This is a genomic window from Pseudoalteromonas sp. J2K-J979, assembly GCF_058169715.2.
Genome location: NZ_CM200281.1, coordinates 3300269 through 3317462 on the forward strand (window position 1 = coordinate 3300269; position 17194 = coordinate 3317462).

Genomic DNA, 17194 nt, shown 5'->3' on the forward strand with positions numbered 1-17194 from the left:
TAACCACTTTGGCTCAATCTTTTGCTGCAACCAAAAACTATAAAAAAACCGGACGAAATAAGTCGCAGTCATACCAAACAAAGCAAAAATTAATAAATAAATGACTAGCAAACTCTCTCCCATGCTTATTTGAAGTTAGTCAGGTTGACATCACATTATTAAGCATAGCAAGTAAAGGAATCGGCAGATAGATCTTTAAAAGGAAGGAAGTGTTGATAAGATTTTTAACATTCAGTTGGTTGCGGGAGCCGGATTTGAACCGACGACCTTCGGGTTATGAGCCCGACGAGCTACCAGGCTGCTCCATCCCGCGCCTGAATGTGTAAGAGTTATTTTAATTCTGTCTTAACATCAGAATACAGTAACCAAAGAATTGGTTGCGGGAGCCGGATTTGAACCGACGACCTTCGGGTTATGAGCCCGACGAGCTACCAGGCTGCTCCATCCCGCGCCTGAATATGTAAGAGTTATTTTAATTCTGTCTTAACAGCAGAATACAGTAACCAAAGAATTGGTTGCGGGAGCCGGATTTGAACCGACGACCTTCGGGTTATGAGCCCGACGAGCTACCAGGCTGCTCCATCCCGCGCCTGTAAAAAAGCTTTAAATCAACAACTTAAAAGCCCTTCTCTAAAAAAGTAAAATTAAGTAAACCTTAGATTTATTAACTTCCTCCCTAAGAGAGAGCGCTATAATATAGAAAAACTAAGATTATGCAAGCTAAATTTAACTAAGCCGCTAAAAATCACATTTTTATCAACGATGGTGGGGTTTTATCAAATTCGACCAATCCCAATCAGGGTGCCCCATAACAATGAAATCAGGGTTTTCAGTAGATTCTCGTTGATTGTATGAAAGAGGGTTAAACTCTGCATCAACAATCGAGCCCCCCGCCTGCTCAATGATTACTTGTGATGCGCCAGTATCCCACTCACCTGTAGGACCTATTCGCATGAAGAAATCAGCTTTACCTTCAGCTATTATGCATGCTTTCAATGAGCAAGAGCCCAATGGGATAGTATCAAATTGCGCTTCGATAAAGCAGCTCACAGCTTCTAGCTTTTGCCTTCGGCTGACAGCTAAAGTTAAATTATCAGGCTTTGCAACTGAAATTGCTTTATCATGGCCATTTTTTCGCTTAAATGCACCATGAGTATCAGCAGCAAAATAAGTTACCCCTTTAGTCGGCCAGTGTATCACCCCTAAAACAGGTTTATTGTTTTCTATCAATGCAATATTTACTGCGAAATCACCACTTTTTAGAATGAACTCACCGGTTCCATCCATCGGATCTAGAAGCCAATAACGAGACCAATCTTTACGTTGAGATAAAGGAGGGATAGGCGTTTCTTCAGACATAATAGGAATATTAGGCGCTAGTAATTGCAGGCCCGCCACAAGCACTTCATTTGCAGCCAAATCTGCTTTTGTCACCGGAGTATGATCACCCTTTTCTTGTTGACCAATATCATCTAAATCGTAAATAGCTAAAATGGCTTTACCTGCTTGCTCCGCTAAGGTAATACAAGGCTCAAGGAGTGACTTCATCTTATTCTCCTAGTTTGTCAAAATAATGTGTTGCCATCATCAAAGCAGCGACACTTCGCGCTTCAGTAAAATCAGCCTGTTCAAGTAAAGTTGGCCATTGAGCAATGGGCCAGTACACGACTTCTAAAGGCTCAGGCTCATCACCTTCTCGTTTCTCTTCATATAAATTTTGTGCAATTAAAATGTGCATAGTTGCATTGAAATAACTTGGTGCCATGCTCACTTGTTTTAAAGGCTGGAATAACTCCGCCCCAAAACCGACCTCTTCCATTAATTCTCTATTTGCAGCTTCCATAGGTGTTTCACCAGGGTCAATTAAGCCTTTAGGAAAACCTAATTGATAATCATGGGTACCAGCGCAATACTCTCGCACTAAAATAAGCTGATCGTCTGCAGTAATTGGCACAATCATCACCGCTCCACGACCAGACCCCTTAATCCGCTCATATTGGCGACGTTGGCCATTTGAAAAATTTAAATCCAATGACTCTATTGTAAATAACCGGCTCTGAGCAATGTTTGATGTCGCCAGTATTTCTGGCAACGGGTGATCCTTTTTCTGTGCCATCACACTTCTTTTGTTATCATGCTGCTAATATCTTAATCATAATAGTTTTATGGCTAAAAACCTATGTTAAATTGGCAGCAAATCGACACCGTATTATTAGATATGGATGGCACTTTACTCGACCTTCATTTTGATAATCAATTTTGGCTGGAGCTCATCCCGAAAAAGATATCAGAGCAAAAAGGGATCAGTTTTGAACAAGCAAAAGCTGAGCTATTTGCAAAATATCAAAAAGTAGAAGGGCAAATAGAGTGGTACTGTTTAGATTATTGGCAACAAGAGCTCAACCTGCCAATTGTCGCGCTAAAAGCAGAGATACAACATTTGATTAGTATCCGCCCTGACGTCCCTGAATTCTTAACTGCATTAAAAATGGCAGGAAAAGAGCTAATCATGTTGACCAATGCACACCCTGATAGCCTAAGTTTAAAAGTAGAGCGTACAAACATTGATAGATACCTCGATAAACTCATTTCTACCCATGAATTTGGAGTCTCAAAAGAGCATCAAGATCTTTGGTTAAATGTACAGAAAAGAATCGGGTTTGATCCTCAAAGAACTTTATTTGTCGACGATAGTCTGACAATTCTAAGGGCAGCTAAAGAATTTGGCGTCGCTCATTTACTTGCGGTTGCAAACCCCGATAGTCAAAAACAAGAAATACAAACCATGGAGTTTTTAGGCATTACCGACTATCGAGACTTACTGCCTATCGCGTAACGTTTAAATTTGACGAGCGAATTGAGAAGGAGTGTGTGGTGCAGTCGCAGAAAAATAGTGATTAGCAATACGCTCTGCACGCTGTTCGATTTCAGGGTCTCGCGGAACTTTTGTTTGTTCCATTATAGCTGAAAACTCCTCAAGCTCAGTTGAGCGACTCGCCTTAGCGGGTGAGTCTGTTTCGCTATCTTGACTCGTGTTTTTTGATGCTTGCAGCTCAGATTCTGTAGGATCTTCTTTTGATTCTTCAGCTTTATTTTGCTCTTGAAGCAACTCACTAGTTGCTTTGCTTAAGATCTGCGCAGCCTGAGCAGCAACTTTACGGTCTTGTGTAGAAGGCTCAGCAGGTGCCAACGCTGCTGCTTGAACTTGCTGCATTTTTTCAATAGTTGCCTGTGGGTCATTAGGCACTTCCGATACATCAATAGGCACTTCACCAGCAACTGCATAGCGATTACCATCAGGGCCTTTTTCATATTCATAACTTGGCGAACCGGCATAGCTACCACCCACAGCGGCATGTGCCTGTTCATGGGCTCTCACCTCTAAATCTCGAGATTTAAGTTGCTTGATCTGCTCTAACTCTTTTTGCTCTAGCTCTTGCTGCACTTCCTGTTGAGCTTGTTGCTGTTGCTCTTCTTTTTCTTGCTCTGCGTTTTGCTCACCTTGTTCAGGGCTTTGCTCTTGCTTAGCATTAATCGTTTTCGATTCGTTTTTATCAGTATCAGGGCTAAGAGATTCTTGATTTGACGCAACAGACAAGCCTGGTGTTTTAGCTTTTTCAGTGTCCGCAACCAAGCGCGCCTCAGGCGAAATAGCCGTCAGCTCTTTTGCTTGAGGAATTAACTCTCTATTTTGATTATCTTTTTTCGCGACCTCGGTTTGAACGTTCGCAGTGTTAAGATTAATCGTTGGGTAGCTAGTTACAATGTTCAAAATTAAACTCTAACATCGATTAATGTACCGAGCACCTCATCCGCGGTCTGGATGGTTCGCGTGTTTGCTTGTGCATTGAATTGCTCAACCCTTAAATTGACCACAGCCTCATCAACACGAGCCGGCGCTTGCCCTGTCGCAGCTTCAGGTGGTGCCGCTTGCAAAGTTTGAGATTCAGTGCGCTGTGGTTCAGTTATGGCTCGGCTAATATCAAGGGATGCTTTCTCAACACCTTGATTAGCACTATTAAAGCCTTGAACACCGGTATTAAAAGCGGAGTTAACATTCATAATAACTCTCCAAATGACCTGTGGATTACACTTTCATTATCGCTCAATAAACAGACAAAATAAAGTTTATAACAAGGATAACCAGCTGGAAACACAAGCTTAAAAGCTAAGCTGATGTTACACATACCTTTTCAGTGCAGTTATAAATTCATCAGGATGCGAAATAAAAGGTGCATGTGATGCTTTATCTAAAATTTGACTCTCAAAATATGGATTCAACTCATGCATGCAATCAATCGCCCCCCGCGGGACAAGTGAGTCCAAGCGGCCAAAAATACCATAAATTGGTTGTTTTAAAATCGAAAAATCAACTCTCAAATCATCATTTAGTAACATGGCTAAGCCCGCGTTTAATGCCTCGGGGTTAGGAACTGGTAAAGCATTAATACTTAATTTTAAAGTCTTAATATCTTCTTTGGCATGCTCACTACCTAATGCTTGAATAGCCAAAAAACGTTCAATTGTTTTTTGTGTATTATTCTGTAGTTGAACAACAAAATTTTCTAATACTTGAACTTTAATTCCTGGCCAGCCCTCACATTGAGTAAAATAGGGTGACGATGCCACCAAGACTACCTTTGACACTTTTTCAGGCCAATGTTTTGCAATATACAATGCCACGAGCCCACCAAGAGACCATCCAACAATACATGTTTGATCAGCTAACTTTTCGGCAATGCTTTTCGCAATACTCTCTAATGAATAAGGCTCGGGCAAAAAGTCATTTTCTCCAAAGCCGGGTAAATCAAGAGCTTTAAAAGCATAGTCAGACTTTATAGACGCCAATTTAGGTAATAATTGATTCCACACTCCCTGATTCATTCCCCAACCGTGTAGTAACACACATTCTTTTTGCATTTATTAACGCCTTTGCTATTAATTAGTGCACCATTTTAAATGACTGTGAATCACAAAGGAATGATCGATGTATTCAGGATTTTTTGATTGGCTTTTCCCCACTCGGTGCTTGCTGTGCCAAAGTGAATTGCAAAACAACCAACAGCTGTGTAAATATTGTCTAAATGACATCGATACAATCGCACTGCCTGAATCAAGAAATTTACTCCATAGACCTGATATATCTGGGTTATTTGACCCATGCTCTTTTGATTCGTTATTTGCTCTATCATGGTACAAGCCCCCAGTTGAGCACTGGATTACAGGGCTAAAGTTTCATGACAAGATCCACTATAAAACAGCGCTGATGCAATTGATTGACAAGCATTTAGCCGAACTTATAAAGCAAGAAGGGTTTGAGTGGCCCGATTTTTTTGTTGTTTTACCTCTTCACCCGAGCAGATTTAAACAGCGCGGTTTTAATCAAGTTGCTCAAGCTTGGCAATCAATTCTCCCCCAGCAGCTTGTTTCTAATAAGCTTTTAATCAGAAACAAAGCCACCCAAGCCCAAACAACCTTAACTAAACAGCAGCGACGAAAAAACCTAAAATCGGCCTTTAAATGTACTTCAAACCTTAGCGGAAAAAAGATCATCATCATTGATGATGTCATCACGACGGGTGCAACGATCAATTCAGCAACCGATTGCTTAAAGCAAGCTGGCGCAACCCATGTCAGCGTGTGGGCAACCAGCATTACCCCCTTAAAAAGTTAATTATTCTGCTTTCGCACTAAAGGCATGCCCAAAGAATAGCGCATTACTCAATAGTCGGCTCGTACCATACCAATACCCACGAAATACAGGGTTATCTGTCATCGCGATCACTCGTCCCTGTCCATAATTATGAGCAACAAGAGCAAGCCCACCAGCAATTTGAGTCACGTTGCGTTCATCTGCAAACCCTGCCAATAATGGCGTAGATTGATAGGTTGCGACATTTACAAAAGGTACATCCATAGGCTCAAGTAAAAAAGTACTATTTTTAAACATAGGTAAGGTATCACGCTGCAACGAAAAGCTGAGAGGGTGTGATAGATCAATTTGAGTATTAAAGATCGCACCAGCAATACGCTGCTGACCTGCTAACGAGTCTTTATCGCCGTAAGTCAACCCTTCGCGACTAAAGTTGTCGGCCATATCCTTGCTAGAAATATAGTTTGCTTGCAACAACTTATTTTGAGCCAGATACTTTGCCCCTCCTTTATGACCCCATATCACCCCGCCTTGCTTTACCCAATTGCGAATTTTATTTTTTACCGAATCGACAACATTACTATAGCGTCCATCAGCCAGAATAATATGGCTATAGCGTGATAAATCAACACGACCTAAGTCTGCCAAATCAATGATTGTAGGTGCTAATCCAACATGTTGATCTAAGTAAAACCAAACCTCACCCACTTCATATTGACTGGTTCTCTCACCACCAACTAACAAAACTTTTGGTTCCTTAATTGGCACTAACTGTCGAGAACCTAAGTCAACCCCACTTGGTGTTAAGCCTGACTCAATTGCCATCACTGGGATCGCATGTTTAGATGCTAAACGTTGCAGATCTTCAAACCAATTATTTGTTGTTTGCAACCCTGCAGGAATCACAATTGCTCCTGCGGCTAGTTGCTTATGACCAAAAGAGGTCTTTGCGGTCATCGGTTTTAAAGCGGCCCTAACTTTAATATCTTTAGCTAAAAGTGAACTGAGTAATTTAGGTGCTAGAAAATCATTCCACTCAAAAGCATATGCATATTTACCAGGTGAGATATCTATCGGTTCAATCGGCTTCAACTGCCATTCGATTGACGTAGTTTTTAGTCCTCTTTTTGTGTCAAGTGCGCTGAATGGTAAATTAAATGCATGTGCTAACGTCCAACCAGACACATCATAAAACGTATTATCTTCAAAAGTTTTTTGCTCGCTAAAAATAGCCTTGATCAATCGATACTGGGATTGTTCAAATGGAATATAATAACTGGTTCGTGCCGGGTAAACTTGCCCATCAACACTTAATTCTTTTGTTAGTGGATAAACATTAATTTGATGTTGCTTTAAGATTGAGAGGAACGCGTGTGCACGACTGCTATCTTCAGAGCCATCAACAAGGTAGCCATTGAAAGAATCGTTATCAGCTTCAATTAGCGCACTTTCATAAAAGTTTGTTTGATAATTTAACAACGCACCTTTATTGACTACTGCAGCATCAAATGTTGATAAAGAAGTGATCAACTGATTTTTAATTGTTTGTGGGAATGTCAGCAGACCATTGATTGTTTCTTGCTGATGCCCTCTGCTACTTGCCTGCTCAAAAAGAATCCCAACACTGCCATTGATATCTGGATAGGTCGAACCTTTACCATAATAAAAGTCATCAAAGCTTTCCTGTGTGAAATATAAGGACTGTTGATCATCAAGCATTTTTGCATGAAATTGGGCAATATTTTCTGTCAAAGTGACATTTTCAATCGGGGTTAGCGGGTGCTTTCGACTTGGGATCCCTGGCTGAAAAAAGAAAGTACTATGTGGTCCCATTTCATGAAAGTCCGTCAATATATTAGGCTTCCACTGATGGAACTGCGCTATTCTAGCTTTAGATTCGGGGTGCTGGAGCAATAACCAATCACGATTTAAATCAAACCAATAATGGTTGGTTCGTGCACTTGGCCATGCCTCGTTGTGCTCTATATGATTAGGATCTGGGTTCAATACTGAACCTTTATGCATATTTGCCCACTGAGAAAAACGAGCTAGCCCATCAGGGTTTAATGATGGGTCTAATAAAATAACTGTATTCTCTAATAATTGCTGAATTTTAGGGCCGGTCGCGGCCGCTAAATAATATGCGACAAGTAGGGCAGCATTACTACCTGAGGATTCGTTACCATGAACACTGTAACCCATCCACACAACAGCCGGACCTGAGTTATTTGGCTTTTTTGCATTAAGGCGATTCACATGAGCAGCTTGTATTTGCTCAATATTAGCCATTTTGTCTTCAGATGAAATTGTTAATAAAAGCAATGGCCGTTGTTCATGACTGTACCCCATGGTTTGTATTTTCACCCGGTTACTCGCTTGAGCTAACACATGTAAATATTTCACCAGCTGATCATGTCGAACATGCCATTCGCCCACTTCATAGCCTAATACTTTATCAGGCGTAGGAATCGCAGGATTAAATACAGTATCTGCTGGGAAATAAAAATCTATCGGTTTAGCATGCAAACTGTTTACGAGGCTTGCTATCGTTATAATAATAAATTGAAACAAACGCATAGGAGGGTCATTTAAAAATTTTAGTGATGTCTAAAAATTAACACTGCTCACTTTTATTACCAACTTTTTTCGGTGAGCACTAGCGAGAATAGGATGAGCGGAGTATGATACCTGAGTATTTTAGTCAACTATACCGTCTCTTATGATCACAATTTCAGAAACAGCTCAAAGTCACTTTGCTAAACTTCTTGCCGATCAGGCTGAAGGCACAAATATCCGCGTTTTCGTGGTTAATCCTGGCACCTCAAAAGCAGAATGTGGCGTCTCATATTGTCCAGCCGATGCAGTCGAAGATACTGATATTCATTTAGAATTTAACGGTTTTAACGCCGTTGTCGATGCCGAAAGCGCACCTTTTTTAAGTGAAGCCGAAATCGATTTTGTTACCGATAAAATGGGTTCGCAGCTCACACTCAAAGCGCCGAATGCCAAAGCGAAAAAACTATCAGATGATGCATCACTAGCAGAACGCGTTCAGCATATGATCGAAACTGAAGTTAATCCGCAGTTGGCGAATCATGGTGGTCAGGTGAGCCTAGTTGAGATCACTAAAGAAGGCATTGCTGTACTCCAGTTTGGCGGAGGCTGTAATGGTTGCTCAATGATTGACGTTACGCTTAAAGATGGTATTGAAAAAGAAATGCTAGCCAAGTTTGATGAAATCAAAGGCGTCAGAGATATTACCGACCATGATCATGGCGATCACTCTTATTACTAATCATGGGCGACTAACTTGTGCGTGTTAAGCATTATATCTACCGCTTGGGCAGTACGCCCAAGCTAAGCTTAAAACGCTTTTTGATAGGCTTGTGTCTATTTATACTTTCTGCTGTATTTATCATATATGGCTACTTTGAAGAACCTTTGTACCAACTCGTTGGTTTAGTCATTTTAGTGCCGGCATTATTTTTTGCAATTTATGGGTATATTGGGCTATTTGCTAACCGTTTTTCGCAAGTTATTTCAATAAATGACCTTGTCGAGACAAACGACTATACACAAAAATAAGTGTGACTCCTCTTAAAAGCATAAAGCAACTCATTGCAGCCCACAACGCATGATTTCCTTGATCTTTAAGTATATAAAAAACCGCAGCAAAGCCAAATAATGCAGAAACCGCCATTGAATCTCTCATTACTTTCGTTTTCATTAAGCCAACAAACACTCCATCGAAGATAAAGCTCATTGCAGCTAATATCGGCAATAAAATCAGCCAGGGTAAATACGAAATAGCCGTAGCTCTCACTACTGGAATATCAGTCAAAAGTGAAATCAAACTAGCGCCACAAATTAAAAAGAAAAGACTATAAACCACTGCGAATACAATGCCCCAGCATGCGCTAACCCGCACCCAAATATGAATGTCTCCTACACTTTTTTGCCCACTGGCATGGCCGACTTTAGACTCTGCCGCATACGCAATTCCATCTAACGCGAAGCTCACTAACATTAAAAAATTTAACAAAACTGCATTAGCCGCTAAATAGTGGTCGCCCATAACACCACCATAGTAAGTCATAAATCCAAAACAAAGTTGCAGACACAAAGAACGTAAAAAAATATTACCATTTGCTTGTAGTAGCTCCGAAACATTCGAAAGCGGCACTTGCAACGATCGCTTGAGGTTATAACCATGCTGTCTTGCCACTTGATTAGTTAAATACAAAGCAAAAAACAAGGTTAAATAATCAGAGATCGCTGAAGCGAGTGCAGCCCCCTCGACCTGCCATTGGAACAAAACCACAAAGACAATATCTAGAATAATATTGGTTATATTGGTAAATAAAACTAAATAGAAAGGGCCTCGGCTAAATTGCATCCCCAACATCCACCCTAATAAAACTAAGTTTATTAAGGCTGCTGGCGCACTAAACAAACGAATAGCCACATAGCTTTTAGCATGCTCAATTGCTTGAGGGCTGGCCTTGAAAAGCTCAACAATAAGAAGCTGAAACATGGGGAATAATAAAATTAAAATCACCCCCAAGACACATGCTATCGCTAATCCCTGTTTAAGAATTTGCATCTGGCGATTTACATCATTCGCACCATAAGCCTGAGCTATCAGGCCTGTAGTGCTCATCCGCAAAAACCCCACCAGCCAAAACGCGATACTGATTAACATTGATCCCAGCGCAACCCCCGCCAAAAAAGAACTATTATCAAGGTGACCTATGACGGCTGTATCGACTAATCCTAACAGTGGAACACTAATATTTGATAAGATCATGGGCCAAGCGAGAAACAATAGGCTTTTATGATGCTGCCAATCAGTTTTAAACAGTTTTATCATGCAATATTTGCTACCTTTGTATTATTACCACTCAATGTGACTGCTGCCGTTATTTTACAATACCACCATGTCAGCGACACTTTACCAAAAGTAACCAGCATTAGTGCATCTGATTTTGAACAACACTTATTGTATCTACGGAACAATCAATTTGAGGTTGTCTCACTTCCAGAATTAATAACCGCTCTTCAAGCAAACAAAAAGCTCAGTGATAAAACCGTTGCTATCACATTCGATGATGGTTTTCAGAATAACTACGAGAATGCAGCTCCGCTGCTGGAAAAGTATCAATTTCCATACACTATCTTTGTAAACCCCAAGTTGATAGATGAAAAAGCAGCGCATGTAATGTCATGGGAGCAATTAAGAGTTTTAACTAAAAATGGAGCCACCATTGCCAATCACAGTGCCTCGCATGATTATCTGCACCTTAAACAGGTTGGGGAATCTGATGCAGATTGGTTGACTCGGATACGCACTGACATCCTCGAGTCCGAACAACGCATCGCCGAAGAGACCGGGCACAATTTTAAATACCTTGCGTACCCTTATGGTGAATTCAGTCTAGACCTACAAAACTTAGTTGAAGAGATTGGGTTTGTCGGCATTGGTCAGCACTCAGGCGCACTTGCAAGTACGAATGACTTTACACGCTTACCTAGATACCCAGCGTCAGGAAACTACAGCGAGCTAACTACATTAGCGACAAAATTAAATTCCCTTGCCTTTCCTTTAAGTCAAAAAATTGCAGCGGACTCAGTGACAAAGATGCAAAACCCTAGTATTACACTACACTTTTCAAAGCTTGATTTTTCTCCTAATCAATTTCAATGTTTTATTTCTGGAGGGAACAGCGCTGAGCTTCAATGGAGTGAAGATAAAAAAAACGTAACAATTAAAGCTGTAAAACCACTTAAAAAAGGCCGGACACGTTACAATTGTACTGCGCCATCAAAACAAAAAAGTGGTCGCTATTACTGGTTTTCACAACCTTGGGTCGTAGTTGCAACACCTGATGGCTAGCGTTTAATCATTGAGCGCATTAAAACATCTGCAACCTGCTCTAAAGGAACTGTTTTTTCTGCAGCCCCAAGCTCAACCGCCGCACGGGGCATCCCCCATACAACCGATGTTTTTTCATCTTGAGCGAACGTTGTGGCCCCGGCTTCTTTCAAATTCAGTAACCCTTTAGCACCATCGGCCCCCATACCTGTTAAAATAATCGCGGTCGTTTTCTTCGGGGCAATGTTTACCAAAGAGTTAAACAAAGCATCAACTGCAGGGCGGTGACGATTAATTGGTGCACCTTTATCTAACCGGCATACTAATTTTGAACCTTCAGATTGTAATCTCAAGTGAAAATCACCTGGGGCGATATAAACAAAACCAGCTCTCAGAATATCGCCATCTTGTGCTTCTTTCACTGTCATTTTTGAAACTCTATCCATCCGCTCAGCAAATGACGTACTAAAGACTGGTGGGATATGCTGTGTAATAACAACGGGAACAAAATGTGCGGGTAAACGAATTAATACTTCTTTGATTGCCTCAGTACCACCAGTAGAGGCTCCAATTGCAACTAAATGATTCACTTTAAATTCTAAACTTTCAGGTGCATTGACTTTATTTGCATGTGCAGCAGTCGAAGCTGGCGAATAAATTCGGACCCTAGCCTTAGCTGCAGCACGAATTTTATCGTGTAGAATTTCAGCATACGCATTGAGCTCTGCTGCTACATTTTTAGTTGGCTTAGCTACGAAGTCTATCGCTCCTAATTCTAAAGCTTCTAATGTAGTTGGTGCGCCTTCTTGTGTTAATGTTGACACCATTACGACTGGCATAGGCCTCAATCGCATAAGGTTTTTTAAAAAGCTAATACCATCCATTTTAGGCATTTCTACATCCAGAGTTAGCACATCCGGATTTAACGATTTAATTAACTCTCTTGCATGAAAAGGATCTTCAGCTGCACCGACAACTTCAATATCATTTGCCTGCCCAAGGACTTGTGTCATTAAAGCACGAATTAAAGGAGAGTCATCAACAATCAATACCCGAATCATATTTTTCACTCCTAAAATAGCTCAATATCTGTATGCGACTTTTGCTGTTCAATTTCACTAAAGTAACGGATTTCGCGTTCTTTAATTGTATCGTTATGCATACTGCGTAATTTTTTAACTTGCGCTTTTCCTGTTGTAGGGTTGAACAACACTTTTCTTGGCCATGGCCCACCCACATCATGAGACTCGACTTTTAAACCTTCTTGCTTCAAAAACTCAGAGACAAAGCGAATATTACCTTCACCAACATCTGTCATTGAACTAATGATTTTACCACCACCAAACAACTTAACTTTCAGATTGTCACGGCTCCCACCATTTTTCAAAATTTCATTAATCAGAAACTCCATCGCCCAGTTTCCATAGCGACAACTGAGTGGGTCTTCAAAATCTCCCGCATGCCCTTTTTTGATTGGTAGCATAAAATGATTCATCCCACCTATACCCATCTTATAATCATAAATACACGCGGAAATACATGAGCCTAAAACCGTTGAAATTACTTCATCTTGTTTAGTCACATAAAATTCGCCTGGCAAAATTTTCGCAACGACACGATCACGTTGTCGATCCCAATATCGTTTAACGTGTTCAAAGCCTGTTAAGACGGGTTTAAAATGTTCGTGCAAGCTATACCTTCCTGTACATAGTTTTGCCTAAACTTTTGAATCGCTTTTGCTCTTTTCCCATACTTTCTGAGTGACCCAAAAATAAGTAGCCATCAGAAGCAAGAATATCAGCGTAACGGTCGAACAAATTTTCTTTTGTCGGTTTATCAAAATAAATAACCACATTTCGACAAAAAATGAGGTCAAAAGGGCCTTTCATTGGCCATTCCTGCAATAAATTTAGACGCTTAAAATGAATTTTGCTTTTCATTTGGTCTTTAACTTTGTATACATCAGCTGATTTACTTCTTAGAAAAAAATTCTCTAAATGAACTTTATCTAAACCTGTCACTGATGAAGCTGAATATTCACCTGTACTCGCTTTTTGTAATACATTTGAGTCTAAGTCTGTTGCTAAAATTTTCACATCCCAATTACTTGGAAATAAGCCTGAGAGAGTCATCGCTATCGAATAAGGTTCCTCACCCGTAGAGCAGCCTGCAGACCAGATACGGATTCGCTTAATCTTTTGGTTTTTTTGAATTAATTCGGGAATAATCGTGTCTTTTAAGAATTGAAAATGGTGATTTTCACGAAAGAATGATGTGAGATTCGTTGTTATTGAGTTTATAAAGTGGCTGAACTCCTCTTCTTTATGCGAATCCAAATAGCTCAAATACAATGAAAAAGAATCAAACCCTAGTTTTCTGACTCGTCTAGCTAAACGCGAGTAGACCATTTCTCGCTTATGCTCTCCAAGAACAATGCCACATGCTTTATAGACCGTTGCGACAATCTGTTTAAACTCATCATCTGTTAATAAAAATTCTTTCGCCACAATTTGGTCCTTTCTGTCCAGATACAGAAATAAAAGCCCACCACTTGGATGGGCAAATCATTTCTCAGTGCTTAAAACTCTTCCCACTCCTCAGAAGAATCAACGAAGTTATCGCCTACAGGAGGACTATTCAGCCGTGACGAACGACTTGGAATAGCTGGACGTTGTGGTTTTGAAGCTGGATAATCCATTTTTGTGGCAACACTTAATTGACTGCCAGCCACTATATTGAAAAAGCTTAATAGTTGCTTCATTCCATTTGCTTGTTCTGACATCGACTCACTCGCAGCTGACGCTTGTTCAACTAAAGCGGCATTTTGTTGTGTCATCTCATCCATTTGCGTAATGGCTTTATTGACCTCCTCAATGCCCGAGCTTTGTTCTTCTGAAGCTGTAGAAATATCACCGATCATTTCAGTTACTTTCTGCACCGCTGCGACTATTTCTTGGAGTGTGCTGCCTGACTCATTAACTAAAAGTGTACCATCCTCAACTTTACTGACACTGTCTCTAATCAACTCTTTTATTTCTTTTGCAGCAGCTGCTGAGCGTTGCGCTAAGTTTCTGACTTCACCAGCAACCACTGCAAAACCTCGACCTTGCTCTCCCGCTCTAGCCGCTTCTACTGCAGCATTGAGTGCGAGTAAATTAGTTTGAAATGCAATTTCATCAATGACTCCAATAATATCTGAAATCTTTTTACTCGACTCATTGATCTCAGCCATACTCGATACCGCTCGTTCAACCACTGCTCCACCCTGCAATGCTTTATCACGAGTATCAGCCGCTAACTCATTGGCAATTTTCGCATTATCGGCATTTTGCCGTACAGTACTGGTCATTTCTTCCATACTGGATGCAGTCTCCTCTAAAGAGGATGCTTGCTCTTCTGTACGCTGACTTAAATCTGCATTTCCTTGAGATATCTCTTCCGCACCACTTGCAACTAAATTAGAAGAAGAGTTAATTTTATCAATAACTTCTGTCAACTTATCAGCCGTAGTATTAATATCGCGTTTTAATTTATCAAATGAACCGTGATAGTCTTTTTCGATACGCTGAGTTAAATCTCCGTGAGCCATAGAATCAAGCATTTTGGCAGTTTCAGAGACGGCATCATCGACTATATCAACTAAAGTATTTAACCCTTGCGCTAGATTTAACGAGAACCCATCCTTGCCTTGCTCTTCAATCCGAGCATTTAAATCCCCTCGACCTGCGGCAGAAATCAACTCTGCTATTTCTTGTTCAATCACGACCTCAGCAGTTCGATCAACCCATTCCACTACGGTCCCAATCCGCACATTCTCATCTGAACGTATTGGATTAGCTATTAATCCAAAGGTACGTCCTCCAACTTCGATTTCTGTTTTATAGGTCGTTTTTAATTTATCTAACATCCCCTGCTGGTGAGACGGGTTTTTATGGAATTGATCAATATTTGCATTTAAGAGCTTTTGACTATCGAAGTTAGGTAAATCTTTTTTGAGATCACTCTCCGCATTTTGCATCATATTCAAGACGGCTTTATTCATGTAAACAATTGTATTTGTCGCATCAGCAATCATAGTATTCGTTGCGACAGTATCTAGCGCTTGCCTTACTCTTAAGTTTTCTTCCGCAATAGCCTTTGCTTGTTGCTCCTGGAATAACCGCTCGGTTTTATCTTCCCACTCAACAACCGTTCCTAATCTACTTCCATCTTCAGAAAATACTGGGGTTGCTGTCAGGCCAAACGTAAACCCTGCCAACTCTAAGTTTGTTGTATAAGTTGTAGTTAATTTTTCCAGCATTCCACGCTGATGACTTGGGTTTTTATGAAAGTCATCTACACAAGTTCCAATTAAGTTCGCAACACTGAATTTAGGTAGAACAGTACGAAGCTGAGCCTCATTAGCGCTTAACATTTCAACTACTGCTTTATTCGTATAAACAATATTGAGATCTGCATCCGCCATCATTACATTGGCTTTACAAACTTGAAGTGCACTAGCAATTCGAGCATTATTCGCTGCCTCTTCTTTAGCCAATGATTCAGCTTTTAGGCGTTCAGTTTTATCATCCCACTCTACAACAGTACCTAATCTGTCTCCATCATCAGAAAATACGGGAGTCGCTATTAATCCAAAAGTAAAACCTGCTACCTTAATGTCTGTTCTATACACAGAGTTAAGCGATTTGAGTAACCCTCTTTGATGTGCTGGGTTGACATGAAAATCATCAATACACGTGCCTATTACATTATCGATATCAAATTTTGGTAGAACCGTTCTGAGCTTCTCTTGATTTCCTCGCAGCATTTCCTCTACAGCTTGGTTTATATAAACAATATTTAAATCGTTATCTGCCATCATCACATTTGCTTGACAAACATCCAATGCGCTTGAAATTCTAGCGCTCTTAGCAAGTAGTTCCTGCTCGCGATTTTGTGCTGCAACTTCTTCGGTAAGATCTTGCCATTCAACGACCGTGCCTAGGCGCTCACCAGCGTCAGAAAACAAAGGAGTTGCAATTAAGCTAAATGTAAGGCCTGATAGTTCAAGCTTAGTTTTATATGGCTGTTGTAAGGACTGTAATAGACCTCTCTGATGACTGGGTGTTTTATGGAATTGATCTACGCATGTCCCAACTAGTGAAGAGACATTTAAGCTCGGAACGACTGTTCGCAATTGGCTTTCGTTGCTTTGCAGCATATTTACAACTGATTTATTCACATAAGTGATCGTGCAGTCACTATCTGCTAGCATCACATTTGCTTGGCAAACATCTAGTGCTTTTAACAAACTTTCAACTGATGCCTTTGTATCACTCGGTTTATCAGCGATAACTTGGCAGAATGGTTTCATCGCTTTAAAAAAAGCAGGAAATGGGCTGTGGTTAAGCTCGCTCAAAGATTCGAAATCTTTCTCTTTCAAAAGTGGAATAGCCTCTTCTACTACGCCTAGCTTTTCAGTAATTTGCTCAACTGTTTTATACAAAAACATCATTGCACCAACCGTAGCTATACTGAATACAAGTATTGCAATAATTGATGATTGTCCCATTACCACACCAGCAAGCTGCAAACTCACAATAAATGAGATCAATACAACCGAGGTCGCGATCAGCAGCTTATTCAACACTTTTGCCTTTGAATTGACAGTTTCCATCTTGCCCCCTTGC

At 40.6% G+C, this 17194-nt stretch carries 16 protein-coding genes and 3 tRNA genes; 5 read left to right on the forward strand and 14 right to left on the reverse strand.

The annotated features are described in order from the left end of the window. Positions 1–236: 236 nt before the first annotated feature. The 5 genes from AC3KVK_RS15060 to nudE form a co-directional block, all read right to left on the reverse strand. A tRNA-Met gene (locus AC3KVK_RS15060) sits at positions 237–313 on the reverse strand. Between the two features lie 61 nt (positions 314–374). Continuing rightward, positions 375–451: transfer RNA gene (locus AC3KVK_RS15065), tRNA-Met, on the reverse strand. Between the two features lie 61 nt (positions 452–512). Further along, positions 513–589, reverse strand: a tRNA-Met gene (locus AC3KVK_RS15070). A 167-nt stretch (positions 590–756) separates the two neighbouring features. After that, the gene (gene cysQ / locus AC3KVK_RS15075; protein ID WP_490313463.1) at positions 757–1548 is read right to left on the reverse strand and encodes a 3'(2'),5'-bisphosphate nucleotidase CysQ; all 792 of its coding nucleotides are present in this window, start codon (positions 1546–1548) and stop codon (positions 757–759) included. Between the two features lies 1 nt (position 1549). Continuing rightward, the gene (nudE, locus tag AC3KVK_RS15080; protein WP_490313464.1) at positions 1550–2116 is read right to left on the reverse strand and encodes an ADP compounds hydrolase NudE; all 567 of its coding nucleotides are present in this window, start codon (positions 2114–2116) and stop codon (positions 1550–1552) included. Positions 2117–2179: 63 nt separating this feature from the next. On the opposite strand from nudE, the gene yrfG reads away from it, so the two are divergent. Continuing rightward, complete coding sequence (gene yrfG, locus AC3KVK_RS15085; protein ID WP_490313465.1) at positions 2180–2836, forward strand: GMP/IMP nucleotidase; 657 nt, start codon at positions 2180–2182, stop codon at positions 2834–2836. A 3-nt stretch (positions 2837–2839) separates the two neighbouring features. On the opposite strand, the gene AC3KVK_RS15090 is transcribed toward yrfG, so the two are convergent. The 3 genes from AC3KVK_RS15090 to bioH all read right to left on the reverse strand — a co-directional run bounded on the left by AC3KVK_RS15090 (position 2840) and on the right by bioH (position 4920). After that, positions 2840–3772, reverse strand: a complete 933-nt coding sequence (locus AC3KVK_RS15090) for a putative metalloprotease CJM1_0395 family protein (RefSeq protein WP_490313466.1) — start codon at positions 3770–3772, stop codon at positions 2840–2842. Between the two features lie 2 nt (positions 3773–3774). Then, a complete protein-coding gene (locus AC3KVK_RS15095; RefSeq protein WP_490313467.1) occupies positions 3775–4062 on the reverse strand; it encodes a hypothetical protein in 288 nt (95 codons plus the stop codon). Between the two features lie 117 nt (positions 4063–4179). After that, positions 4180–4920 carry a pimeloyl-ACP methyl ester esterase BioH gene (gene bioH / locus AC3KVK_RS15100; RefSeq protein ID WP_490313468.1) on the reverse strand — a complete coding sequence of 247 codons (741 nt, stop codon included), beginning with the start codon at positions 4918–4920 and terminating at the stop codon, positions 4180–4182. 67 nt (positions 4921–4987) lie between these two features. Here bioH and AC3KVK_RS15105 point away from each other — a divergent pair, with 67 nt between their 5' ends. After that, positions 4988–5674 carry a ComF family protein gene (locus AC3KVK_RS15105; RefSeq protein WP_490313469.1) on the forward strand — a complete coding sequence of 229 codons (687 nt, stop codon included), beginning with the start codon at positions 4988–4990 and terminating at the stop codon, positions 5672–5674. On the opposite strand, the gene AC3KVK_RS15110 is transcribed toward AC3KVK_RS15105, so the two are convergent. Further along, a complete protein-coding gene (locus tag AC3KVK_RS15110) occupies positions 5675–8230 on the reverse strand; it encodes a M14 metallopeptidase family protein (RefSeq protein WP_490313470.1) in 2556 nt (851 codons plus the stop codon). Positions 8231–8372: 142 nt separating this feature from the next. Between AC3KVK_RS15110 and nfuA the strand changes: the two genes are divergently transcribed. Both nfuA and AC3KVK_RS15120 read left to right on the forward strand, forming a co-directional pair. Next, complete coding sequence (gene nfuA, locus AC3KVK_RS15115; RefSeq protein WP_490313471.1) at positions 8373–8948, forward strand: Fe-S biogenesis protein NfuA; 576 nt, start codon at positions 8373–8375, stop codon at positions 8946–8948. Between the two features lie 17 nt (positions 8949–8965). Beyond that, positions 8966–9238, forward strand: coding sequence for a hypothetical protein (locus tag AC3KVK_RS15120; RefSeq protein ID WP_490313472.1), 273 nt, complete (start codon positions 8966–8968; stop codon positions 9236–9238). Here AC3KVK_RS15120 and AC3KVK_RS15125 read toward each other — a convergent pair. Beyond that, positions 9189–10460 carry an MATE family efflux transporter gene (locus AC3KVK_RS15125; RefSeq protein ID WP_490313491.1) on the reverse strand — a complete coding sequence of 424 codons (1272 nt, stop codon included), beginning with the start codon at positions 10458–10460 and terminating at the stop codon, positions 9189–9191. The genes AC3KVK_RS15120 and AC3KVK_RS15125 overlap by 50 nt on opposite strands. Before the next feature lie 27 nt (positions 10461–10487). On the opposite strand from AC3KVK_RS15125, the gene AC3KVK_RS15130 reads away from it, so the two are divergent. After that, positions 10488–11546, forward strand: a complete 1059-nt coding sequence (locus AC3KVK_RS15130) for a polysaccharide deacetylase family protein (RefSeq protein WP_490313473.1) — start codon at positions 10488–10490, stop codon at positions 11544–11546. Here the strand turns inward: AC3KVK_RS15130 and AC3KVK_RS15135 are convergent. The 4 genes from AC3KVK_RS15135 to AC3KVK_RS15150 form a co-directional block, all read right to left on the reverse strand. Then, entirely contained in the window at positions 11543–12586 is a 1044-nt protein-coding gene (locus AC3KVK_RS15135; protein WP_490313474.1) for a protein-glutamate methylesterase/protein-glutamine glutaminase, read from the reverse strand. The genes AC3KVK_RS15130 and AC3KVK_RS15135 overlap by 4 nt on opposite strands. A gap of 11 nt (positions 12587–12597) precedes the next feature. Then, positions 12598–13215 (reverse strand): chemoreceptor glutamine deamidase CheD, encoded by a 618-nt coding sequence (cheD, locus tag AC3KVK_RS15140; RefSeq protein ID WP_490313475.1) that lies wholly within the window; start codon positions 13213–13215, stop codon positions 12598–12600. A 1-nt stretch (position 13216) separates the two neighbouring features. After that, on the reverse strand, positions 13217–14032 hold the full coding sequence (locus AC3KVK_RS15145) for a CheR family methyltransferase (RefSeq protein ID WP_490313476.1): 816 nt from the start codon (positions 14030–14032) through the stop codon (positions 13217–13219). Between the two features lie 71 nt (positions 14033–14103). Beyond that, a complete protein-coding gene (locus AC3KVK_RS15150) occupies positions 14104–17181 on the reverse strand; it encodes a methyl-accepting chemotaxis protein (RefSeq protein ID WP_490313477.1) in 3078 nt (1025 codons plus the stop codon). Between the last annotated feature and the right edge of the window lie 13 nt (positions 17182–17194).